Annotated in this window: 17 protein-coding genes and 1 pseudogene; 5 read left to right on the top strand and 13 right to left on the bottom strand. The window is 66.6% G+C overall.

All coding sequences use genetic code 11. The features are described 5' to 3' along the window. Positions 1-18: 18 nt before the first annotated feature. Together AC1PPK_RS23815 and AC1PPK_RS23810 are read left to right on the top strand one after the other, a co-directional pair. A complete protein-coding gene (locus AC1PPK_RS23815) occupies positions 19-1,110 on the top strand; it encodes an ABC transporter substrate-binding protein (RefSeq protein ID WP_481115457.1) in 1,092 nt (363 codons plus the stop codon). Positions 1,111-1,215: 105 nt separating this feature from the next. Next, on the top strand, positions 1,216-3,507 hold the full coding sequence (locus AC1PPK_RS23810; RefSeq protein ID WP_481115456.1) for a TonB-dependent receptor: 2,292 nt from the start codon (positions 1,216-1,218) through the stop codon (positions 3,505-3,507). Between the two features lie 335 nt (positions 3,508-3,842). Here AC1PPK_RS23810 and AC1PPK_RS23805 read toward each other — a convergent pair whose 3' ends face one another. The 3 genes from AC1PPK_RS23805 to AC1PPK_RS23795 all read right to left on the bottom strand — a co-directional run bounded on the left by AC1PPK_RS23805 (position 3,843) and on the right by AC1PPK_RS23795 (position 7,527). After that, positions 3,843-4,511, bottom strand: a complete 669-nt coding sequence (locus AC1PPK_RS23805) for a c-type cytochrome (RefSeq protein WP_481115455.1) — start codon at positions 4,509-4,511, stop codon at positions 3,843-3,845. A 156-nt stretch (positions 4,512-4,667) separates the two neighbouring features. Continuing rightward, positions 4,668-6,338 carry an outer membrane protein assembly factor BamB family protein gene (locus AC1PPK_RS23800; protein ID WP_481115454.1) on the bottom strand — a complete coding sequence of 557 codons (1,671 nt, stop codon included), beginning with the start codon at positions 6,336-6,338 and terminating at the stop codon, positions 4,668-4,670. A gap of 40 nt (positions 6,339-6,378) precedes the next feature. Next, a complete protein-coding gene (locus tag AC1PPK_RS23795; RefSeq protein WP_481115453.1) occupies positions 6,379-7,527 on the bottom strand; it encodes a porin in 1,149 nt (382 codons plus the stop codon). Between the two features lie 385 nt (positions 7,528-7,912). Between AC1PPK_RS23795 and thiC the strand changes: the two genes are divergently transcribed. Next, positions 7,913-9,829 carry a phosphomethylpyrimidine synthase ThiC gene (thiC, locus tag AC1PPK_RS23790; RefSeq protein ID WP_481115452.1) on the top strand — a complete coding sequence of 639 codons (1,917 nt, stop codon included), beginning with the start codon at positions 7,913-7,915 and terminating at the stop codon, positions 9,827-9,829. 97 nt (positions 9,830-9,926) lie between these two features. Here the strand turns inward: thiC and AC1PPK_RS23785 are convergent, their stop codons facing one another. The 6 genes from AC1PPK_RS23785 to AC1PPK_RS23760 form a co-directional block, all read right to left on the bottom strand. Next, positions 9,927-10,682, bottom strand: coding sequence for a sulfite exporter TauE/SafE family protein (locus tag AC1PPK_RS23785; RefSeq protein ID WP_481115451.1), 756 nt, complete (start codon positions 10,680-10,682; stop codon positions 9,927-9,929). Positions 10,683-10,797: 115 nt separating this feature from the next. Beyond that, on the bottom strand, positions 10,798-12,096 hold the full coding sequence (locus AC1PPK_RS23780; RefSeq protein ID WP_481115450.1) for a dicarboxylate/amino acid:cation symporter: 1,299 nt from the start codon (positions 12,094-12,096) through the stop codon (positions 10,798-10,800). 34 nt (positions 12,097-12,130) lie between these two features. Next, positions 12,131-13,555 (bottom strand): aspartate ammonia-lyase, encoded by a 1,425-nt coding sequence (gene aspA, locus AC1PPK_RS23775; protein ID WP_481115449.1) that lies wholly within the window; start codon positions 13,553-13,555, stop codon positions 12,131-12,133. 220 nt (positions 13,556-13,775) lie between these two features. Further along, positions 13,776-14,258, bottom strand: a complete 483-nt coding sequence (locus AC1PPK_RS23770; protein WP_481115448.1) for a c-type cytochrome — start codon at positions 14,256-14,258, stop codon at positions 13,776-13,778. A gap of 29 nt (positions 14,259-14,287) precedes the next feature. Next, positions 14,288-15,076 carry a transporter substrate-binding domain-containing protein gene (locus tag AC1PPK_RS23765; RefSeq protein ID WP_481115447.1) on the bottom strand — a complete coding sequence of 263 codons (789 nt, stop codon included), beginning with the start codon at positions 15,074-15,076 and terminating at the stop codon, positions 14,288-14,290. A 56-nt stretch (positions 15,077-15,132) separates the two neighbouring features. Beyond that, positions 15,133-16,896 (bottom strand): PQQ-dependent dehydrogenase, methanol/ethanol family, encoded by a 1,764-nt coding sequence (locus AC1PPK_RS23760; RefSeq protein ID WP_481115446.1) that lies wholly within the window; start codon positions 16,894-16,896, stop codon positions 15,133-15,135. Positions 16,897-17,304: 408 nt separating this feature from the next. On the opposite strand from AC1PPK_RS23760, the gene AC1PPK_RS23755 reads away from it, so the two are divergent. After that, positions 17,305-18,330 (top strand): type I glyceraldehyde-3-phosphate dehydrogenase, encoded by a 1,026-nt coding sequence (locus tag AC1PPK_RS23755; RefSeq protein WP_481115445.1) that lies wholly within the window; start codon positions 17,305-17,307, stop codon positions 18,328-18,330. A gap of 133 nt (positions 18,331-18,463) precedes the next feature. Here the strand turns inward: AC1PPK_RS23755 and AC1PPK_RS23750 are convergent, their stop codons facing one another. Both AC1PPK_RS23750 and AC1PPK_RS23745 read right to left on the bottom strand, forming a co-directional pair. Then, the gene (locus AC1PPK_RS23750) at positions 18,464-19,708 is read right to left on the bottom strand and encodes an MFS transporter (protein WP_481115444.1); all 1,245 of its coding nucleotides are present in this window, start codon (positions 19,706-19,708) and stop codon (positions 18,464-18,466) included. Continuing rightward, positions 19,705-20,874, bottom strand: a complete 1,170-nt coding sequence (locus AC1PPK_RS23745; protein ID WP_481115443.1) for a Do family serine endopeptidase — start codon at positions 20,872-20,874, stop codon at positions 19,705-19,707. The genes AC1PPK_RS23750 and AC1PPK_RS23745 overlap by 4 nt, the downstream gene beginning before the upstream one ends. A gap of 66 nt (positions 20,875-20,940) precedes the next feature. Here AC1PPK_RS23745 and AC1PPK_RS23740 point away from each other — a divergent pair, with 66 nt between their 5' ends. Continuing rightward, positions 20,941-21,687 (top strand): Nif3-like dinuclear metal center hexameric protein, encoded by a 747-nt coding sequence (locus AC1PPK_RS23740; protein ID WP_481115442.1) that lies wholly within the window; start codon positions 20,941-20,943, stop codon positions 21,685-21,687. On the opposite strand, the gene AC1PPK_RS23735 is transcribed toward AC1PPK_RS23740, so the two are convergent. Together AC1PPK_RS23735 and AC1PPK_RS23730 are read right to left on the bottom strand one after the other, a co-directional pair. After that, positions 21,688-22,581, bottom strand: coding sequence for a type IV pilus assembly protein FimV (locus tag AC1PPK_RS23735; RefSeq protein ID WP_481118277.1), 894 nt, complete (start codon positions 22,579-22,581; stop codon positions 21,688-21,690). It abuts the gene before it with no gap. A gap of 517 nt (positions 22,582-23,098) precedes the next feature. Continuing rightward, positions 23,099-23,377, bottom strand: a pseudogene (locus AC1PPK_RS23730) (type IV pilus assembly protein FimV); the annotation flags it as partial. Positions 23,378-23,444: the final 67 nt, after the last annotated feature.

Genomic DNA, 23,444 nt, shown 5'->3' with positions numbered 1-23,444 from the left:
ATCGCCCAGGAGATTCCGATGAGCCTTACCCTCGACGCGGCCGCGGCCGCCCCCACCGCTACCGACACCGCCACCCCGACCCGCAGCGCCCTCAGCCTGACCCGCTGCCCGGCGGTGCCCACCGCCTCGGCGCTGGCCTACCAGCTGGGCTACCTGCAGGAAGAGTTCGCCGATGAGCCCGGCTTCGACGTCACCTTCAAGTCCGTCGGCTTCACCGGCAAGCTGTCCTATGCTCACCACGAGCGCCTGTGGATCCGCAACGCCGGCCATACGCCGGCGGTGTGGGCGCGTTCCCACGGGGTGGACAACCGCATCGTCGCGCTGGCCTGGCTGGAGGGCTCCTACCCGCTGAAGGTGCTGGCGTCCTCCCGCCTTGCCACGCTGGCCGACTTGGAAGGCCGCCGCGTGGGCATCATCGGGCGGGCCGAGCAGGCCTTCGACCTGATGATCGCCCAGCAGCTCAAGCTCTTCTCGGCGGCCCTCGCCACGGCCGGGCTGAGCCTGGCCGATGTGCAGCGCGTCGATCTGCCGGCGCCGCCCCATTCCACCGAGCCGGGGCCCGACGGGCTGCGCCGCGATTACTTCCGCGAGCAGGCCGCGGTGCTGGCCGAAGCCCTGCGCACCGGGCAGGTGGACGCGGTGTTCGCCCGCCTGCCGGCCGATGTGGAGGCCGCGCTGGGCATCCGTACCCTCTACGAGAGCCGCGACAACCCGGACCCGCTGGCCCGCGTGCACCCTTCGGTGCTGCGCGGCCTGGCGGTGAGCGGGGCGCTGCTCGAGGAGCGGCGCGACATCGTGGTGCGCTACCTGGCCCGCCTGCTGCAGGCCACCGAATGGGCGCTGGCCCACCCGGACGAGACGGTGACGCTGATCGCGCGGGACTTCAACGTGGCCCCGCAGACCCTGGCCGGCGCCTACGACAGCGTGGCCGAGGGCGTGCAGATCGACCTGGACGCGGACAAGGTCGCCAGCCTGCGGGTGCAGAAGGACTTCCTGCTCCAGCACGGCTTCATCCAGCAGGACTTCGACATCGGGCCGTGGGTGGACCCGGCGCCCCTCGCCGAAGCCCGGCTGCTGCTGGCCGACTGGAAGGCCGCCGGCAAGGTGTAGCCCGGGCCCCGACTCCCGAATCCCATTCCCCTTCTTTCCATTGAAACCGAAACGGCCGGCTGCGCCCCTGGCGGGCGGGCCGTGCCCTCTTGCGCGGAGAACACAGTGCATCACGTAAAGCGATTCAAACGACAGCGCATCGCCCTGGCCGTCGCCGGCACCCTGATCGGCCTCGGCAGCGTCCCGGCCGCCTGGGGCGCCGACGGCGAGGCGGACAGCGCCGCCCTCGACACGGTGGTCATCACCGCCACCAAGCGCTCGGAAAAACTGCAGGAGGTGCCCGCCGCGGTAACCGCCATCAGCGGCGCCGACATCCAGGATGCCGAGCTGCGCAGCACCAAGGACGTTGCCAAGTTCGTGCCGGCGGCCCAGGGCTGGAACACCGAGAGCCGCGCCCGCCCGCGCTTCTTCATCCGCGGCGTCGGCTCCAACGAGGCCACCAACAACGCCGTCAATCCCATCGGCTTTTATACCGACCAGGTTTACTACAACAACAACCTGTTCCAGGGCGGCCCGCTCTACGACCTGCAGCAGGTGGAAGTGCTGCGCGGGCCCCAGGGCACCCTGTGGGGCAAGAACACCACCGGCGGCGCCTTCCACTTCATTTCCAAGAAGCCGACCTTCAACACCGACGGCTACGCGCGCTTCGAGGCCGGCAGCTACGGCACCCGGGTGGCCGAAGGCGCCATCGGCGGCGAACTCCAGGAAGGCGTGCTGGCCGGCCGTGCCGCCGTGCATTACGAGGAGCGCGGCGGCCTCGCCACCAACACCGCGACCGGCCGCGACGTCGGCGACTTCCGCGACTTCGCCGGCCGCTTCCAGCTGCTGGCCCTGGTGACGCCGGACTTCGACGCCAGCCTGGCCCTCAACCTGCGCAACCTGGAAGGCACCCAGAACCCCTGGTATTCGGTCACCCGCAACGGCGCGGCGGACCTCAACGGCTACGTGGCGCCCATCGGCAATGGCAACGGTGACCGCCGCCACGTCGCCTACAACGTGGATCTGCCCCTGCGCGTCGAGACCCAGGGCCTCAACCTGACCCTCAACTGGGCCCTCGGCGGGCTGACCCTCACCTCCATCACGGCCATCGATCACGGCCGTCGCTGGGGCGTCGCGGACTCCGACTACACGCCCTACGAATACAGCACCGGCAGCAACGCCCGCTCCTACAACCGCAACAGCGTGACCCAGGAGAGCCAGGAATTCCGCCTCGCCTCGCGCAAGGACCAGGACCTCAGCTGGATCGCCGGGGCCTACTTCTTCCACGACAAGAACGACTCTTTCACCACCAACGCCAAGCTCACCGGCACCACGGGCACCCAGTCGTACAACTACACGGCCTACACCCAGGACACCCGCAGCACGGCCCTCTTTGGCAGCGCCGGCTACCGCGTGAACGAGCGCTTCAAGCTGAACGGCGGTCTGCGTTACACCCGCGAGACCGTCGGCATCGACCTCAGCACGCGCATCGCGTCGAGCGCCGCGGCCTTCCCGGTGGCCGCCGACTGGTGGTCGCCCGATTCCCTGGGCGCCGCCACCACCAGCACCTACTTCTCCACCAACGGGCGGGTCGAGAACAGCTGGTCAAATCTCGGCTACGACTTCACGCCCGAGTACCGCCTGGCCGCCAACCAGCTGCTCTACGCGCGCCACGCCAGCGGCTTCCGCTCCGGCAACTACAACACCTACATCACCCCCAACGGCGTGCCCGGCGTCTCGCAGTTCTCGGTGGTCAAGCCGGAGAAGCTGAAGTCCTACGAGGTGGGCTACAAGAGCACCTGGCCCGACCAGCGCCTGACCTTCAATACCAGCGCCTTCCATTACGACTACAAGGACATGCAGCTGGTGGTGAACCAGGTGTTCGGCAGCGCCTTCTACCCGACGCTGATGAACGCCGGCGCCGGCGAGGTGGACGGCATCGAGTTCGAGACCCTGTTCCAGGCTACGCCGGCCCTCAAGCTGCGCGCCAACCTGAGCAGCCTGCGCACCAAGTTCAACGAGCTCACCGCGGGTGGCAAGAGCTACGCCGGTTTCAACTTCGCCCGCGTGCCGCGGGTCACCAGCCTGCTCGGCGCCGACTACCGCTTGTCCGTCGCCGGCGGCAGCCTGCTGCTCAGCACCGACTGGAGCTACACCAGCCAGGTGAACTTCAATGTCACCGACAACACCGACCCCTACGCCATCCAGGAAGCCTTCTGGCTCGGCTCCCTGCGCGCCGCCTACACGCTGCCCGGCAGCAAGGTCACCGTCGGGGCCTACGTGAACAACGTGACCGACCAGCGCTACAAGAACCAGGCGATGCTCTACCAGGGCGGCACCAACGCCACCAACGGCCACTACCCGACCGGCTACGGCGAGCCACGTATCGTGGGGCTGAGTCTGAGCCTGAAGTACTGATGAGGGGCACGGGCGCGCGCAGGCGCCCGCTCGTTGCATGAAAACGGAAAGCAATCATCCGTCATTGGATGGTTGCTGTCCGCTTTTCGGATGAATTTGCCGAAACTTCGGGTCGCGAGCTCGAAACTTCGAATTCCGAGCTCGAAGTTTCGATCGCATTGCTCGAAGTTTCGAGCCCGGAGTCCGAAACTTCGATCCTTGAGTCCGAAGTTTCGATGATTCGGGTCGAAGTTTCGGATTCCGAGTCCGAACTTTCGGACTCGGAGCTCGAAAGGTGGGAAGTATCCTTCCGTTCTCGCCATTCCGGAGTCGAAAGGGGGGCTGCCGTTCCCCGCTTACGGCTGCTGCTTGCCCAGGTATTGCAGGTAGGCGACCAGTTCCCAGATCTGTTCTTCGCTGAAGGCGCCGCCCCACGGGGGCATCACGTCGGCGCCCTGGCGGCCTTTGGAGATGGTCTCGTAGGCCACTTCGGCGGGGAGGTCTGTGCGGCCCTTGAAGTCGGGGGCGCGGCCGCCGACGCCTTCGAAGCCGTGGCAGTAGCCGGCGCAGGTCTTGGCGAAGCGGCGCTTGCCGGCGTCGATGCGGGCCTGGTCGTTGAGGTCGAAGGGGGCCAGCGGGCCCGTGGCATGCCCGCTGGGCGTGCTGGCGATGCGCTGTACGTAGGCGACGAGCTGGTCGATCTCCTTGGCCTCGAGGACGGTGCCCCACGGCGGCATGGCCTTGTCACCGTGCTTGCCGTGGATGATGCGGTCGCGGATGCGTTCTTCGGTGAGGTCGCTGCGGGAGGCCAGCTTGGGGCCGTAGCTGGCGTTGTTGCCGCCTGGGGCCACGCCGGCGCCACCTGCGCCGTGGCAGCTCACGCACAGCTTGTCGAAGCGGTTATGGCCGGCGGCCACCATGGCCTTGCCTTCGTCGGGGGGCGGCGCGACCGCGTGGGCGGCGGCACAGAGGGTGACGAGCAGGGCAGGGGCAAACTGCCGGAGGCGGATGCGCAGGGATTGCATGATGGGTCTCCGTTATGGGCTGTTATAGGAACGAAAAGAGCGGTGGGGCGGGGGAATAAAAAAGGGGTGTGGCACCTGGAGGTCTGCACCACACCCTAGGAACAGCACGCCGGGCCGCGTCCGGACCCGTCGTGCCGCGGAGCTCGTAAGGCGGGCTTACTCGAGGGTGAAGCCGATCAGCGCGGCACCGCCGGGCAGGTCCTTGATCTGCGGGAAGGCGCCGGACAGGAAGCCCGGGGCGTGGGAGCCGAGGCCGGTCGGGATCACGATGTACTGCTTGCCCTTGACGGCGTAGCTGACCGGGCCGCCGCGGGCGCCGGAGCCGGCGTTGAAGCGCCACAGTTCCTTGCCGTTGTCGGCGTCATAGGCAAACAGATGGCCTTCCATGTCGCCGGTGAACACCAGCCCACCGGCGGTGGTCAGCACGCTGGAGAGGGGCGGCAGCTCGTAGTGGATGCTCCACTTGATCTTGCCGGTCAGCGGGTCGCGGGCGTCGAGGCGGCCGTCCGGCTTCTTGCCGTTGGGCGGCGGCACCAGCTTGATCTCGTCGATGCCGAGGGACAGGGCCGAGATGGCGGTCAGGTTGGACGGGTCGTCCTTGCCGGAGACCACCTCGTTACACACTTCCATCGCGTGGGAGTACCACAGGCCGGTACCCGGGTTGTAGGCGCCGTGGTTCCAGCTGCGCGCGCCGAGCAGGTTGGGGCACAGCAGCTCTCGCTTGCCGGGCTGTGGGCGGCGCGGCTCGATGAGGGCGCCGGTCTTGGGGTCGATGCCCTTGGCCCAGTTCATGTTCTCGGCGAACTGCCAGACGTTCTCCAGCTTGCCGTCCTGCTTGTCCATCACGAAGACGAAGCCGCTCTTGTTGAGGTGGACGATCACGTCCTTGCCGTCCTTCTTGACCAGCAGGGCCTCGTAGGCGGCGTCGAAGTCCCAGGTGTCGTGGGGGATTTCCTGACGATGCCACTTGAGCTTGCCGGTCTTGGGGTCGAGGGCGAGCAGGGTGGAGGTGTACTTGTTGTCCCCTTCGCGGCCAGCGGTGTAGTAATCCGGCGCGGCGTTGGAGGTGCCGATGTAGATGGTGTCGGTGCTCTCGTCGTAGGTGCCGGGCATCCACGCCGAGCCGCCGCCCACCTTGCCGCTGTCGCCCGGCCAGCTGGCCGGGTCGTTCTTGATGATGTCGAAGTTCCACACCGGTTTGCCGGTGTCGGCGTTCACCGCGTAGATCTTGCCGGCGATGGGCTGGTCGCCGCCAGTGGTGCCGCCGAACAGCACGTCGCCGGCCAGTTGCGGCGGGGCCGAGAAGAGGGCGCCGTACTGGGTCTTCTGGTCGGTGAGCTGGGTGGACCAGACTTCCTTGCCGGTCTTCTGGTCGATGGCGATGAAGCGGCCGTCCAGCGTGCCGAGGAAGACCTTGCCGCGGCCCACCGTCACGCCGCGGCTGGCGGCAGCGTAGAAGACCTGCTTGGAGATGGCTGCCAGCTTGGGCTCGTAATGCCACAGGGTTTTGCCGTTGGTGGCGTCCACCGCCCACACGTTGTTGTTGGCCGACACGTAATACAGGATGCCGTCGATGACGATGGGGGTGGCCTGCAGGCCGTGCGTGATGTTGCCCGGCTGGTGGATCCACGCCACCTTGAGTTTCTTCACGTTGGTCTTGTTAATCTGGGTGAGGGGGCTGAAGCGCCAGGCGTTGTAGCTGCGGTGGTACTGCGGCCAGTTGTCCGGATCGGCATAGCCGGGGCGGGTGTCGGCGGCCAGCGCGGAGCCGGCGATCAGGCCGGCGGCACCGAGGCAGGCGGCCAGGCGGATTTGGGCGATCTTCATGGTGGTGTCCTTGTGTTCTTCTGGTGTGTCGGGGCGGGGGTCAGAACGTGAAGTTCAGGCCGACGTTGAGCAGTGTGGATTTGTTGCCTACGCTCGGAATGCCGGCGGCGACGATGCTGGTCTTGATGGTGGCGGCGTCACCGGCATCTACGTAGGCCATCTGAGCGTACAGGATGGTGTCGTTGCGCAGCGAGTAGTCGTTGCTGATCACGATGTTACGGGTGTGATCGTCCTTGTTCATGCGGTCCTTGTTGTCGTAGTAGGCAAGGGTCGCGGTGTTCTTGGGGTGCCATTTCCAGTCGGTGCCGACGCCGATCGCATTGACGTTGGACACGTTGGCGCCGGTGCTGAGGGAATTACGCGCGTTGAGGTAGTTGGCCTTGAAGGTGAAGTCGCCGAAGGGCACCGCGAAGCCGAGGCCGCCATGGCGCACGTTGTCGTTGGCGGTGGATTGGTCCTTGATGACCTGATAGGAGGCCGACAGCACCACCGGGCCGGTATAGGTGCCGCCCACCGCCCACACGCTGTTCTTGTCCAGGCTGCCGGCCTGGCCGCCGGGGGAGTACAGCACGCCGAAGCTGTAGGGGCCGAGGGTGTTGCGGTACTGGATGGCGTTGCTGAAGAAGATGCCGACGTCGTTGTTGGTGTTGCGGTCGGTGCCCGGCGCGCCGTTGGTGGCGGCGTACTGGTTGTAGGCCCAGGCGTAGAGGTTGGAGAACTGCTCCTTGAAGGCGCGCGGCTCGGTGCCGATGTGGGCCAGCAGGGCGGGGCCGTACTGGCGGCCGAAGGTCACGCTGCCCCAGTCGCCGCGCAGGCCCAGGTTGGCCTGGCGGCGGAAGAACGGGGTGCCGTTGCCCTGGGCGTCGCCGGTGCCGTGGAACTGGCCGTTGTTGGTGTCGAAGTGGGCTTCCAGGTTGAAGAAGCCTTCCAGGCCCTGGCCCAGGTCACGGTCCCCCTTGAAACCGATGATGGTCTGGCGCAGGCCGCTGGTTTCCATCGACGACTTGCTCTTGCCGTCGGTGCCGGTCTTGCTCTGGTAGAGCAGGCCGGCGTCGATGATGCCGTAGATCGCCACATTGGTTTCAGCCAGTGCCGGCAAGGCCAGGCCGGCCACGGCGATGGCGACGGCGTGGCGGAGAAGGCGTGGATTCTGTAGACGGCCCTTGGCTGCGGATGAGTGCTGAATCATGAATGTCTCCTCGTTATTGTCTTTCCGGCTATTGGGCCGGAAGCATCCGGATTCCGCCGGCTTAATAGGCCGGTGGTGAGGAGGGAATTGCAATTAGTTTGCCAGGTCGCGTTTTCCCAATTCTGGCGGGGAATAGGGCGGAAATGGGAAATGAAAGTAGAGACAGATGTCTCAATTGGCGGGGTGGTAATGGAGACAGGCGTCTCTTTTGTCTCTGCCGTCTCAGCGCTTATTGCTGCCCATTGCCCGCCGAATGGATGCCTGTCTGCGCGCAGGGCCTGTTCACAGGGCTTGGAGCGGCGTGGCGTGGAAATTGCTGAAAGTCAGCTGGAAATGGTACGCCATTTATATAACGAGCATAGACCGAATCCCCAAAGGAGCCTCCATGAACGCCACCGACAAATTCCTCGCCTCGTCCGCCCACGTGGACGAAGCGGCCGTTGCGCCGCTGCCCAATTCCCGCAAGATCCACGTCGAAGGCAGCCGCCCGGACATCCAGGTGCCGATGCGCGAAGTCTCCCAGGCCGACACGCCCACGGGTTTTGGTGGGGAGAAGAACCCGCCGATCTTCGTCTACGACTGTTCCGGCCCCTACACCGACCCGACCGCCCGCATCGACATCCGCTCCGGCCTGCCGGCCCTGCGCCAGGGCTGGATCGAGGAACGCGGTGACACCGAAGTGCTCGCCGACCTGTCCTCCGAGTTCGGCCGCGCCCGCGCCTTGGATTCCAAACTCGATGAGCTGCGCTTCCCCGGCCTGCACAGGAAGCCGCGCCGCGCACTGCCCGGCAAGAACGTCTCCCAGATGCACTACGCCCGCCAGGGGATCATCACGCCGGAGATGGAGTTCGTCGCCATCCGCGAGAACGTCAATCGGGCTGCCTATCTGGAAAGCCTGCGCGCCACCGGCCCGCAGGGCGAGAAGATGGCCGCGCTGCTGACCCGCCAGCACAAGGGCCAGGACTTCGGCGCCAGCATCCCCGGCGAGATCACCCCCGAGTTCGTGCGTTCCGAAGTCGCCCGCGGCCGCGCCATCATCCCCAACAACATCAACCACCCCGAGTCCGAGCCGATGATCATCGGCCGCAACTTCCTGGTGAAGATCAACGCCAACATCGGCAACTCGGCGCTCGGCTCCTCCATCAACGAGGAAGTGGACAAAATGACCTGGGCTACCCGCTGGGGCGGCGACACGGTGATGGACCTGTCCACCGGCAAGAACATCCACGAAACCCGCGAGTGGATCATCCGCAATTCGCCCGTGCCGATCGGCACCGTGCCCATCTACCAGGCCCTCGAGAAGGTGGACGGCAAGGCCGAGGAGCTGACCTGGGAGATCTTCCGCGACACGCTGATCGAACAGGCCGAGCAGGGCGTCGACTACTTCACGATCCACGCCGGCGTGCTGCTGCGCTACATCCCGATGACCGCCAACCGCATGACCGGCATCGTCAGCCGCGGCGGCTCGATCATGGCCAAGTGGTGCCTGGCCCACCACAAGGAGAGCTTCCTCTATACGAACTTCGAGGAAATCTGCGAGATCATGAAGGCCTACGACGTGGCCTTCAGCCTCGGCGACGGCCTGCGCCCCGGTTCCATCTACGACGCCAACGACGCGGCACAGCTGGGCGAGCTGGAAACCCTCGGCGAGCTGACCGACATCGCCTGGAAGCACGACGTGCAGACCATCATCGAAGGCCCGGGCCACGTGCCGATGCACCTGATCAAGGAGAACATGGACCTGCAGCTGAAGCACTGCAAGGAAGCCCCGTTCTACACCCTCGGCCCGCTGACCACCGACATCGCCCCCGGCTACGACCACATCACCAGCGGCATCGGCGCCGCGATGATCGGCTGGTACGGCACCGCCATGCTGTGCTACGTGACCCCCAAGGAGCACCTGGGCCTGCCGGACAAGAACGATGTGAAGGAAGGCATCATCACCTACAAGCTGGCCGCCCACGCCGCCGACCTCGCCAAGGGCCACCCGGGCGCGCAGATCCGCGACAACGCACTGTCCAAGGCCCGTTACGAGTTCCGCTGGGACGACCAGTTCAACCTGGGCCTGGACCCGGACAAGGCCAAGAGCTTCCACGACGAGACCCTGCCGAAGGAGTCCGCCAAGGTGGCCCACTTCTGCTCCATGTGCGGCCCGCACTTCTGCTCGATGAAGATCACCCAGGACGTGCGCGACTTCGCGGCGAAGCAGGGTATCGGCGAAGAGGAAGCGCTCAGCAAGGGCATGGAGACCAAGGCCGTCGAGTTCGTGAAGAGCGGCGCGGAGATCTACCAGAAGGTGTAAGGCCCGACGGCCCTGCGGCTTGCAGGCAGGGCGGCTTGAGAGAAAGCGGGTTGTAGGGGCGAGTGCATTCGCCCCTACAGGGGATGCGTGTGACCCCTTAGACCATCTCCCAGGCCAGCTTGCCGATCAGCACCGATACCACGGCCAGGAAGGCCTTGCGCACGAAGCCGCTGCCGTGGCGAACGGCCAGTCGCGTGCCGACCTGGGCGCCGGCCAGGTTGCACACCGCCATCGTCAGCCCGATGCCCCACAGCAGCGGGCCATGGCTGGCGAAGAAGGCGATGGCGGACAGGTTGGTGGCGACGTTGACCAGCTTGGCGCTGGCCGAGGCGCGCAGGAAGTCCATGCCGAACAGGCGCACGAAGCCGAAGATCAGGAAGCTGCCGGTGCCGGGGCCGAAGAAGCCGTCGTAGAAGCCGATGGCGGCACCGAAGGCGGCGGCGCGCCAGCGGTCCGACGGGTGTAGCTCGCGGGTCGGCGCGTGGCCGAGTTCCTTGCGGCGGAAAGTGTAGATGGCCACCGCCAGCATCAGCACCATCACCAGCGGGCGCATCGCTTCGCGGGGCAGCCAGGCCACCACCGCGGCGCCCAGCCAGGCGCCGACCAACGCTGCAAGGGCGGCCGGCAGCACCACGAACCACGGAATCCGTACGGTCCGTGCGTACTGCCACAGGGACGCACTGGTGCCGGCGATGCTCGACAGCTTGTTGGTGCCGAACAGCGTCGGGATGGGCACCTGCGGAAAGTGGCCGAGTAGGACCGGGATCTGGATCAGGCCGCCGCCGCCGACCACGGCATCGACCGCACCGGCGAAGAAGGCCACGCTGCCGAGCAGCAGGAGTTCGAGGGACATCGTGTTCGGTTTTCCGTTGGGGCGAAATCATGCGTCCTCCTGGCCGTGCTGGTAGCCGAGGGCGAATGAGTTCGCCCCCGCAAGGGGGGCGAGTTTCGGGCCGAAGAGGGGAAGGTCAGGCTGCGGCGGTAACGCCTTCGTCGACCGGCAGGGCTTCGTCTTCGTCGTCGAAGGCTTCATTGACCGGGACGATGGCGTTTTCCCACTTGGCGACGACGCTGGTGGCGATGGCGTTGCCGAGCACGTTGGTCACGGTGCGGCCCATGTCGAGGAAGTGGTCGATGCCCAGCACCAGCAGCAGGCCGGCTTCCGGCAGGTTGAACATCGGCAGCACCGCTGCGACGACGACCAGCGAGGCGCGCGGCACGCCGGCGATGCCCTTGGAGGACACCATCAGCACCAGCAACATGGTGATCTGCGTCGTCAGGCTCATTTCGATGCCGTAAGCCTGGGCGACGAACAGCGCCGCGAAGGTGGTGTAGATCATCGAGCCGTCCAGGTTGAAGGAGTAGCCCAGCGGCAGCACGAAGCTGGTGATGCGGTTCTTGATGCCGAACTTCTCGAGCTGCTCCATCAGCTTCGGGTAAGCCGATTCGCTGCTTGCCGTCGAGAAACCAAGCAGCATCGGGCCGCGGATCAGCTTGAGCAGGCGGAAGATGTTCTTGCCGAGCACGAAGTAGCCGGCGGCGATCAGCACGAGCCACAGGGCTGCCAGCGCAGCGTAGAAGCTGAGCAGCAGCTTGCCGAAGACGAGCAGCATGCCCAGACCGTTGGTGGTGATGATGCCGGCGACAGCGCCGAAGACGCCGACCGGGGCGAAGCGCATCACGTAGTCGGTGACCTTGAGCATCACATGGACGACTTCTTCCATGGTGCACACCAGGCTGCGCGCCGTCTGGCTGTGCAGGTGGCCCAGGGCAGTGCCGAAGAAGACCGCGAAGACCAGGATCTGCAGGATTTCATTGGCCGCCATCGCTTCGAAGATGTTCTTCGGGAAAACGTGGGTGATGAAGTCCTTCAGGTTCAGTGCGCTGGTCTTCAGGTTGGTGGCAGTGCCGGCCTCGGGCAGCGGCACGTTGAGGCCGGTGCCAGGCTGCAAGATGTTGGCGAAGAGCAGGCCGAGCAGCAGCGAACAGAACGAGGCGCCAACGAACCAGCCGAGGGCCTTGAGGCCGATGCGGCCGACCGTCTTGGTGTCGCCCATGCCGGCTAGGCCGGCAACCAGGGTCGCGAAGACCAGCGGGGCGATGATCATCTTGATCAGGCGCAGGAAGACGTCGGTCAGGATGCCGAAGTAGGAGGCGATCTCCTTGGCCTGGGCGGGGGTGGCGGCCAGCGTGTTGCAGGCGTAGCCGACAATGATGCCGAGCACCAGGGCGATCCCGATCAGGGTCGTCAGCCGGTTCATTTTCATGATGTTCTCCTTGGTTCCAGAAAGGGACGGGCGCTCAGGCGGCCCGGGCCGGGATCATTTGCGGCTTGGTCAGAATTTCGGGGCGCAGCACCTCGGCCAGCGCTTCGGCGCTCATCAGGCCGCGGTTGAGCACGATCTCGGCGACGCCCCTGCCGGTGGCGTGTGCCTCGGCGGCCACGTCGGTGGCGTTGGCGTAGCCGATGTAGGGGTTCAGCGCGGTGACGATGCCGATGGAGCGCTCGACGCTGGCGCGCAGGGCATCCCGATTGGCGGTGATGCCGTCCACGCACAGGTCGGCCAGCGTGGTGCAGCCGCGGGACAGGTGCAGCACGCTCTTGAACAGGCTGTGGGCGATGATCGGTTCGAAGGCGTTGAGCTGCAGCTGGCCGGCTTCGGCGGCGAAGGTGACGGTCATGTCGTTGCCGATCACTTCGAAGGCGATCTGGTTCACCACTTCCGGGATCACCGGATTGACCTTGCCCGGCATGATCGAGGAGCCGGCCTGGCGCGGCGGCAGGTTGATTTCGCAGAAGCCGGCGCGGGGGCCGGAGGAGAGCAGGCGCAGATCGTTGCAGACCTTGGACAGCTTGGCGGCGACGCGCTTGAGCACGCCGGACAGCTGGATGAAGGAGCCGCAGTCCTGAGTGGCTTCGATGAGGTTCGGCGAGGTAACGACCGGGATGCCGCTGACTTCGGCGAGGCGGCGGCACACCAGGCCGGCGTAGTCCGGGTGGGCGTTGATGCCGGTGCCGATGGCGGTGGCGCCGAGGTTGATTTCGCGGATCAGCAGCGCGGCTTCCTTCAGACGCTCCTCGTCCTCGCCGAGCATGGTGGCGTAGGTGGAGAACTCCTGGCCGAGGGTCATCGGCACCGCGTCCTGCAGTTGGGTGCGGCCCATCTTCAGCACGTCGGCGAATTCGGTGGCCTTGCGCTCGAAGGCGAAGCGCAGATGGGCCATGGCGTCCACCAGTCGGAAGATGCCCACGTAGGTGGCCAGCTTGAGCGCGGTGGGATACACGTCGTTGGTGGACTGGCTCATGTTGACGTGTTCGTTGGGGTGCAGGAACAGGTACTCCCCACGCCGGTGCCCCAGGATCTCCAGTGCCCGGTTGGCGATCACCTCGTTGGCGTTCATGTTGGTGGAGGTGCCGGCGCCGCCCTGGATGACGTCCACCACGAAGTGCTCGTGGAACTGGCCGGCAATCACTTCGCGGCAGGCCTTGACGATGGCCTCGGTCCGCTCGCTGTCGAGCAGGCCCAGTTCCTGGTTGGCCTGGGCGGCGGCGAGCTTGATCTGGGCGAGGGCACGCACCAGATCCGGATAGGCGGCGATGGAGATGCCGCTGATGTTGAAGTTCTCCAGGGCCCGCAGGGTGTGCACGCCGTAGTAGGCGGCGGTGGGGACCTGGCGGTCGCCGAGCAGGTCGTGTTCCGTGCGGTAGATGGCGGTGGTGGTCATACGTGTCTCCAATGCTTTTGAATGTCGTTTGCCGGGCCGTGGAGAGGCCGTCGTACCCATTCATTTGCAGGAGCTGTGCCACCGCCCGGACCTCGATCCGAGTTTTTATATGTATGTTTTTAAAGGGTTTTGTTTTCTCTGGTTACGGGTTCGTTCGGATTCCCGGAAAGGGGGCGAAAAAAGCATCCGGAAATCCGAACGCCGCGAAGGTGGGGCGGGCTCAGTACCAGTTCGAATCGTCGTCGTCGGTCGCCTTGCGGGCAGCGGCCTTTACGCGGACGGCTTCCTCGCGCAGGAAGGTGACGATCTGCCAGATCTCCTCTTCGCCGAGGGCCATGCCGAAGGAGCCCATCTGCGTGTTGGGGCGGCCCTTGGAGATGGTGTCGAACATGAACTTGTCGGAGTTGGGGCCGCCGGGGGCCCAGGCGCCGCGTACGAGCTGCGGGCACTTGCCACCGTGGCCGCGGGTGTTGTGGCACTGCTGGCAGTTGCGGCCGAACAGTTCCTCGCCCTTGCGGGCGGCTTCGGCATTGCCGGCGAGGGGATTGGCCGACGCGGCGGCTGCAGGTGCGCCACCGGCCGGCGTCACACCGAAGGCGTGGGCCAGGCCGCTGAGCCCGAGGGCGAGGCACAGGCCAATGGCGGAGGCCCGCTGCCGGACGGCACGGGCGGTGAGGGATGTGGGGGAGGTGCGGGGTGTCATGGTTCTCTGGTGTGGGGTCGTTGGTTTGATCACGGCGCCAGGCCGTGGGTCCTCAGGATTGCGTCGAGGCGGCCGTCGCTGCGCAGGCTGTTCACTGCGGCATTGACGTCGGCCAGCAGGGCCGCGTCGCTGCGGCGCAGCGCGAAGACGAAGCGGGTGCGGCCGGCGTCGGGCAGCGACAGGCCGTCGATGGTTGGGGCCTTGCCCAGCCGCCGGGCCTCGGCAAGGGCCGGTTGCCACAGCGCGGCGGCGTCCACGCTGCCGCTGGCGAGGGCGGCCAGCAGTGCGGCGTTGCTGCCGTAGGGCACCCGGTGCAGGTGCTGCTGGAACAAGTACAGATCGGCTGGCGTGGCGGTGACCACGCCGATCCGGCCGAGCTGGCGGGCGTCGTCGAGGCGGCGCACTGCCGTGCGCGCGCCGACCAGCACGTAGCCGGTTTCCAGGTATGGGTTGCTGGCCGCCAGGCGTTTCTCGGCCAGGTCCTCGTTGGGCCCGCCGCTCTCCGGAATGCCGGCGAACAGCGTGCAGGCGCCGCCGGCGAGGTTCTGTGCGAGGGCCTTGCCGAGGCCGCCCCGGTTCGGGATGGTCACCCACTGCAGGCGGAGGTCCCGGCCGAGCTGCCCGGCGACGGCGCGGGCCAGCTCGGCGTCGAGGCCGCCGTCCGGCAGGCTGCTGGCCGAGAACGGGGTGTTGGCCTCGGCGAGACAGACGGTCAGCGGGCCACCGCCTGGTTCTGCCGGGGGTGGCCCGCTGTTGGCCGGCTGGCCGTGGGCGAGCAGGGCCAGCAGGGCGCCGCAAAGGCGTATGCGCGGTGTCATGGATCGCTCCGCGGGCGCGGCCAAGGCTTCGGCCGCGCCCGCCGCAAGGGCAGGGTTTAGCGGTACTGGGGCGTGAGGGCGAAGACCATCATGCCGCCACCGCGGTTCTGGTGCTTGAACAGCTCGCCGTACACCAGCGGCCACAGGCTGCCGCCGCCGGGGCCGTAGACGATGGCCACGTACTGCTGGCCGTTCACGTTGAAGGTGGTCGGGTTGCCGTGGATGCCGGTGCCGACGTTGAAGCGCCACAGGGTCTCGCCGGTGTCGTCGCGCATCGCCGAGAAGTAGCCCTCGGCGTCGCCGGAGAAGACCAGCCCGCCGGCGGTGGCGAGCAGGCCGCTGGTGGCCGGCGTGCTCTGCGGGCGGGACCACGCCAGCTTGCCGGTGGTGGCGTCGAAGGCCTTCACGCCGCCGGTGTAGGGGTTGGCCTTGAGGACCTTGGACGACAGGAACCACTCGCCCTGCTTCCATTCCATCTTCTTGGCCTGGATGTCCATCGAGCTGTCGATGTAGGGCACGTAGAGCAGCTTGGTGAGCGGGCTGTAGGCGGCCGGGTGCCACTCCTTGCCGCCGTCGAGGATGGGCGCCACGTCGGTGGCGACCTTGTCGTAGCCGGGGACCTTGTCCGGATTGACGATCGGACGACAGTTGCCCTGGAAGCCGGTGACCCAGTTCACGCGGGCGATCGGCACCACCCAGTTGCACTTGCCGCTGTCCCGGTTGATCGAATAGACGTGGCCGTTGCGGTCGGCGTGCAGCCATACCTTGCGGCCTTGGTCGTCGTCCACCAGGATGGTTTCGTTGTTGCCGTCGTAGTCCCAGGAGTCGTTGGGGGTGTACTGGAAGTGGTGCTTGATCTTGCCGGTGGTGGCGTCGAGGGCGAGCGTGGAGTTGCTGTACAGGTTGTCGCCGGCGCGCACGCGGGGGTCGAAGTCCGGTGACGGGTTGCCGACGCCCCAGAATATGGTCTTGGTCTTGGGGTCGTAGTTGCCGGTCAGCCAGGCCGAGGCGCCGCCGGTCTTCCAGGAGTCGTTGGCCCAGGTCTTGGCAGCGGGGTCGTTGGCGCTGGTCGGGCGGGTGGTGGTCTGCCAGGCGATCTTGCCGGTGTCCGGGTCGAGGGCGGTGATCTTGCCGACGTTGCCGCCCACGTCGGAGCCGGAGTTGCCGACCACGATCAGGCCGTTGGCGACCAGCGGCATGGAGGTGTAGATCTCGCCGGTGCGGTAGTCGCCGAGGGGCACGTCCCACACCACGCGGCCGGTAGTATTGTCGAGGGCGACCACGTGGCTGTCGAGGGTCGCCATGTAGACCATGTTCTTGAACACCGCGACGCCCCGGTTGACAGCCTCGCAGCACAGGCGCGGGCCCAGGTCGCCGGGCAGCGGGTGCTCGTACTTCCACAGCATGCGGCCGCTCTCGCCGTCGAGGGAGAAGACCTTGTTCTGGCTGGCGGTGACGTAGATGCGGCCGTTGACGACGGTGGTCTGGCTGTCCTGGGCGTCGTTCACGCCGAAGGACAGGTTCCATTTGGGCACCAATCTCACCACGTTGTCGCGGGTGATCTGGCGCAGCTGGCTGAAGCGGGTGGCCTGGTAGTCCTTGCCGTAGTGCAGCCAGTTGTTGGCGTCCTTGTCGGCGTTGATCAGCATGTCCTCGGACACGTAGTTGGGGCGCCACTTGAAGCCGGCTTCCAGGACGTCGACACCGAGGGGCGGCTCCGGATCGGCAGGGGCCGCGTCGGCCGCCAGCGCGCCGGTGGCGAACAGCGTCGCCAGGGCGGCGGCCAGCACCGACCCGGAAATGCGTTGGGTTTTTCTCATCGTTTTGTCTCCCGCTTTGTGCGTGGTGTGGTGGATCTTGTCGTCAGGCCGTGCGAGGCTGCGTCGCAACGGCCGGCAAGCTCCTCCAGCCAGCTTTGTGCCAGACAGTGAAATCTTTTCTTAACAAGGGCTTGCGTTTGGTGTGCGGTCGGTGGGCGAGACACTCTTCTCAATTTGGGCAGTCTGATCGAGACAGGCGAGACAGTTGTCTCAAGCCCGCAGTGGTTCCCTGCGCGGAGCGGCGGAGAGGGCCGGAGCGGACGCGGATGGCCCGGAGGGTGTAGTCTCGCCCCTGTCGGGCGGGCGTCGGTCGCTCCTGTCCGTCATGCATCGCGCCCAGCGTGATGTGTCGAGGCCGGTCGGGACGACCGGGATGCGGGCCGGATGCGGTGTGTGACGAGTGGATCGATGTCTTTGCGGATTGCAATAAACGGGTACGGGCGGATCGGACGGTGTTTCCTGCGGGCCTTGCTGGCCTCGCCGATGCGGGAGGGGTTTTCGGTGGTGGTGATCAACGAGCCGGCCGATCTGGACAGCATGGCTTACCTGACCCGCTTCGATTCCACCCATGGCTGCTTTCCGGGCACCGTCGAGGTCGGCGAAGGCTGCCTGCGCATCGACGGCAAGGACATCCCGGTTTTCCATGCGGACACGCCGGAGGGCGTGGACTGGGGGAAGATCGGCGTGGACGTGCTGGTGGAGGCCTCGGGGCGCTACAGCTACCGGCCGGAGCTGCAGCGCTTCCTGGATGCGGGCTGCCGGCGCCTGCTGCTGTCCCATCCGGGGCATAGCGCCGGCGACGTGGACCAGACGATCGTATTCGGCATGAACCATGAACTGCTGAGCGGCGCGGAGCGCATCGTGTCGGCAGCGTCGTGCACCACCAACGCCATCGTGCCGGTGCTGTCCATCCTCGACGAGGCCTATGGGCTGGACCACGCGATGCTGACCACGCTGCATTCGGTGATGAACGATCAGCCGCTGATCGACGGCTACCACCACACCGACCTGCACCGCACCCGTTCGGCGATGCAGTCGATGATCCCGGTGTCCACCGGTTTGGCCCGTGGCGTGCAGCGCCTGCTGCCGCACCTGGCCGGGCGTATCGAATCAAAGGCGATCCGCGTGCCGGTTGTGAACGTATCGGCCATCGACCTGATGGTGACGCTGAAGCGCGGCACCGACGCGGCCGATGTTAAGGCCCGCCTGCGGGCGGCGGTGGAAGGCCAGGGCTCCGGCCGCATGGCCTACACGGACGAACCGCACGCCTCCATCGACTTCAACCACAGTCCCCACTCGGCCATTGTGGACGGCGGCCAGACCCGCATGAGCGGCGACCGCCTGCTTAATCTGCTGGTGTGGTTCGACAACGAATGGGGCTTCGCCAACCGGATGGTGGATGTGGCGGCCTACTGGGGTTCGCGGATGGGCTGAGGGGTAGAGCGGGGCGGTATCGGGCGGCGACTTCAGCCCGATACCGGCGGCCTTGACGGTGGCGACGAATGCGGGGCCGGCGTATCCGTATGCCCCCGGACGCCCATCGACCAGCGTCGGAACAGCATTGTCTTCAGCGCGGCGGCGTGCCGTGCAGGGATTCGGTCTGTCTCAATTGCGGGAACAGGCGCGTCCACAGCGCCACGACCATCAGCGTGGCGGCGCCGCCGATCAGCACCGACGGCACCGCGCCGAACCACGCGGCGGTGAGGCCGGATTCGAATTCGCCGAGCTGGTTGGAGGCGCCGACGAAGATGGAATGGACCGCGCTGACCCGGCCGCGCATGTCGTCCGGCGTCTGCAGCTGCACCAGGGACTGGCGGATCACCATGCTGACCATGTCGGTGGCGCCGCCGATGGCGAGGAAGAACACCGACAGCCACAGGTTGGAGGACAGGCCGAAGGCGATGATGGACAGCCCGTAGGCGGCCACCGCTGCGTACAGAATGCGTCCGACCGAATGGCGCAGTGGGTTGCGGGCCAGCCACAGGGCCATCGCCAGCGCGCCAATGGCTGGTCCGGAGCGGAGCAGGCCGAGGCCCCAGGAGCCGGTGTGCAGCACCTCGTGGGCGATGATCGGCAGCAGCGCGGTGGCGCCGCCGAACAGCACCGCGAAGAGGTCCAGCGACATGGCGCCGAAGACGATGCCCTGGCCACGGATGAAGAGGATGCCGGCGACGAAGCGCTGCCACGCCGAGCCGGCCAGCACGCGTTCCACGTGCACGTCGGGCAGGCGCGCCAGGAAGATCGACGACAGGGCCAGCAGCAAAGCGGTGAGGCCGTACACCAGCGGCGCACCGAACAGGTACAGGAAACCGCCGAGGGCCGGCGCGACGATGGTTGCCGCCTGCATCGCCGAGGCGCTCAGCGCCAGCGCCCGCGGTAGCGCGGCGGCGGGCACGAGGCTCGGCAGCAGGGATGCGCTGGCCGGCATCTGGAAGGTCTGGGCGGCACCGAGAACCAGCACTACACCGAAGATCAGCTCGCGGCTGACGAAACCGGTGGCGCTGGCGATGGCAAGGACGGCCAAGCCGGCAGTCTGCACCAACTGGGCGGCGACGGTCAGCCAGCGCCGGTCATGGCGGTCGGCCAGGTCGCCGGCGATGGCGGTGAGCAGGATGCGCGGCAGGAACTGGATCAGGCCAACCAGGCCCAGGTCCAGCGCGCTGCCGGTGAGCTGGTAGACCTGCCAGCCGACCGCCACGTCCTTGATCTGGCTGCCGCCGCCATACAGGATGCGCGCCAACCAGAACAGCACGAATGGGCGGTGCCGGCGCAGAAAGTCCGGCGCGTGGGGATCGGGGGCTGAGGTGCTCATTCGCCGCGGGACAGTGCCGGGCGGCGACCGATTTCCACCTTCAGGTCGAGCTTGTCCTTGCCGCGGCGCAGTTCGACGTTGGCCTTGCGCCCCGGCAGGAGCGCTGCGATGGCTTCCAGCATGATCTGCGGGTCATTGACCTTGCGCCCTTCGACGGTCAGCAGTACATCGCCCGGCTTGACGCCGGCGCGGTCGGCAGGGCTGCCACGCATGACGCCGGAGATCAGCGTGCCGTCGCTGGACGGCATGCCGAAGGAGTCGGCCAGATCGGACGTGATGGCCTGCACTTCGACGCCGATCCAGCCGCGCGTGACGGAACCGCTCTGGATGATCTGCTCCATCACGCTGCGGGCCAGGGACACCGGGATTGCGAAGCCAATGCCGAGGGAGCCGCCGGAGCGGGAGTAGATCGCGGCGTTGATGCCGACCAGATTACCGGCTGCGTCGATCAGCGCACCGCCGGAGTTGCCGGGGTTGATCGCCGCGTCGGTCTGGATGAAGTCCTCGAAGGTGTTGATGCCCAGGTGGGAGCGGCCAAGGGCCGACACGATACCCATCGTGACCGTCTGCCCGACGCCGAAGGGGTTGCCGATGGCCAGCACCACATCGCCAACATGGAGCTGTTCGGTGTGGCCGAAGGTGATCGGGTGCAGCTTGCCGTCGGTCTTGATCTGAAGCACGGCCAGGTCGGACTCCGGATCGCGGCCGACGATGCGGGCCGGCAGCTTGCGGCCGTCGTTGAGAGCGACCTCGATCTCGTCGGCGGCCTCGATGACGTGGTTGTTGGTGAGGATGTAACCTTCCGGTGACACGATGACGCCCGAGCCGAGGCCGGAGGCGCGTTGCTGGGGCTTGTTGTTATTGTTCAGGCGGTCGCCGAAGAAGTGGCGGAACAGCGGGTCATCGCTGAAGGGATTGCGCTGGGCCTTCACCTCCTTGCTGGTGAACACGTGTACCACGGCTGGCAGCGCGGCTTTGGCGGCGTCTGCATACGAAGCCGGGCCTTTCCCCGTCGGGAGCGCCGCAGGGGCCGCTGCTTCCTGGATGGTCACGGAGGGCAGTACGGCGCGCTCGCCGATCCATTCGGGTTTCAGCGTGCTGACCACGAACAGGATCGCCACCGAGATGGTGACGGCTTGGGCAAAGATCATCCACAGGCGATGCATCGTAAAATCTGCGACCGGGGGTGCCCGAAGGCATCCGGAAATTTGAAGGGTTAAGGGGAGGCGGCCATGGACAGAGCCGAATTGCAGCGCTATCTCGACACTCTGCTGAATGTCGGCGGATTCAAGGATTATTGCCCAAATGGGTTGCAGGTGGAAGGACGGGGCGAGGTGCGCCGCGTGGTGTGCGGCGTGACGGCCAGTCAGGCGCTCCTCGATGCGGCGGTGGCGAAGCGGGCGGACGCGGTGCTGGTCCATCATGGCTACTTCTGGCGTGGCGAGGACGGGCGCATCACCGGCATGCGCAAGCGCCGCCTGGCAACGCTGCTCAACAACGACATCAACCTGTTCGCCTACCACTTGCCGCTGGATGCCCATGCGGAGCTGGGCAACAACGCGCAGCTGGGCAAGCTGATGGGCTGGCACGGGGACGGGCGCTTCGGCGAGCAGGATCTGGGCTGGACCGGTTCTTTATCCCATGAAACCACGCTGACGGCGCTGGCTCGCCAGGCTGCCGCGCGGCTCGGGCGCGAGCCGCTGGTGCTTGGCGATGCCCGGCGAGCGGTACGACGGGTGGCCTGGTGCACGGGCGGTGCGCAGGGCTATTTCGAGCAGGCCATCGCCACCGGCGTGGACTGCTTCATCTCTGGTGAGGTGTCGGAGCAGACGACCCACCTGGCGCGCGAGTCTGGCGTGGCCTACCTGGCGGTGGGCCACCATGCCAGCGAACGTTATGGCGTGCAGGCGCTGGGCCGCCACCTGGCCGAAACCTTCGGCATCGAAGCCGAGTTCGTCGAGGTGGATAACCCGGTCTGATCAGGCTGCCTTGCTGGCCGGACTGGGCTCCAGGTCTGCAAGGGTGAGTTCCAGGTTAGGCCGATAGGTGCCCAGTGTGTCGTCGAGGACGGCGACCAGCAGCAGGAGTTCTTCGATCACGTTGAGGGGGAAGCCCTGACGGGTGCCGTTGCGGTTGTCGCGCAGCAACTGGTGGATGTAGACCTGGGCTTCCTGGGTTCCCCACAACTCCTGCAGTTGGTGCGTGACATGCTCCATCTGTTCGATGGAGTCCGGTGCGGCCCGGGACGCCTTGAAGTCGGCCCAGGTGATCGTCTTGACGTTGAAGGTCTTGTTGAGCTGACGGGTCAGTGCCTCAAACTCGGCCCGCATGCCGGCCACATGATAGACGTCGAGCAGCTTGAGCCACGGTTTTACGGCCTGGCGCGGGTTATGGCGGATGTAGTCGGCCAGCGTCTCGGCGGCACCTTGGGTGCGGCCAAAAGACATCATGATTTCCGCCAGTTCGAGGGCTGAATCCTGTTCGTCGACGGTTTCGTCGAAAGGGATCGGATGGGCAGGGGCGAACGTGCGCGCGGTCCAGTCGGTAGCCTCGTCGGGGGCGGCCTGCTGTGCGTAGGATTGCGGCGGGAGAGGTATCGCTGGCAGCGCGGTCGGCGCGGCCTGGGCCTGCGGTGCCGCAGGAGTGGCGGCCGCCTCGGTGTGGGATTCGATGACGGGTTCGCGGGGGTACGAGGTCTCGTCCGGTAGCTCCGCATCGACTTCGGTTGCAGATCCGGCCTCGGCGCGTCGCTTGCGCATCCACGTCAGGGCCAGGCCGCCAGCGACCACCGCTACGATGCCGCCGAGCGCGATCAGCCAGTCCGGCATGGCGCCAGGGCCAACATTGGCCTGCTGCGGGGCAGCGGGAGGCATGGGCCGCGCTGGGGGGGAGGAGCTGCCGTGGCCTGCTCAGGGGGGGCTGCTCCGGCGCCGGGCGCCGGGCCGCCTCCTGCCTGTCCAGTTCGGCAATGCGTTGGCGTAGCACCGTCTGGTATTCCTCGAGGCGCTTGATCTTTTCGTCGAGTTCCAGTTGGGCCGAAACGCTTGCGTCGTAGGCGGAGACCGTCGATTTGCCGGCGGGAGGCTCCTGGGTGTTTGCCGCGGCGGGGGGATGGGAAAGCTGGTAGTCGAGGCGCAGCGCCGGGTTTTTGTCCTTGCTGAGGATCAGTCTATCGCCATGTCGGTTCTTGCCCGTTCCTGTCCGGGTGGTCTTGTTGCGTGCAGTGACCGTAGGTTGGCCGGCATGGTCACTGCGTTTGCCGACAGGCACTGCGACGGTCTGCGAGGATCTGCGGGCCGGGGTGCCACGGGGGCGCGGCGAGGGGAGGGCGTTGGCGGCTGTGGGGGGGCTGATCTCCGGGGTGCTTGCGTGTTCGATCGGCGGTTGCAGAAGGATGGGATAGTCGCGCTGGAGGTCGACTCCGCAGGTCATGCGCAGGCTGAGCATGGCGGCCGGGTGGTTGATGGGCTCGCGGGTTGTGATGCGCAGCCGGTTTCCTTGGAGTGAGAGCCGGGCGTTCCGGATCCTGGGCAGGTCGTCAGCACTTGCCGTAGCAGGCGCGACGATCAGGAGACAGTCCGGCTCGATTGATTCACCCGCAGCAGGAGTCAGCCGCAGTTCTGCGCGCAAGGGTTGGCCCAGCGCGGAGTGGACGACAAGATCACCCATCCCTGCCGCCATGACGGAAGGTTCGAATAACAGGGCAAGCGTCGCGACGAGTATGGAGAGGGGCTTT

It is taken from the genome of Zoogloea sp. JDB1, from assembly GCF_056724025.1.
The sequence above is the reverse complement of the archived record's forward strand: the minus strand, read 5'-3'. Positions and strand labels throughout refer to the sequence as shown.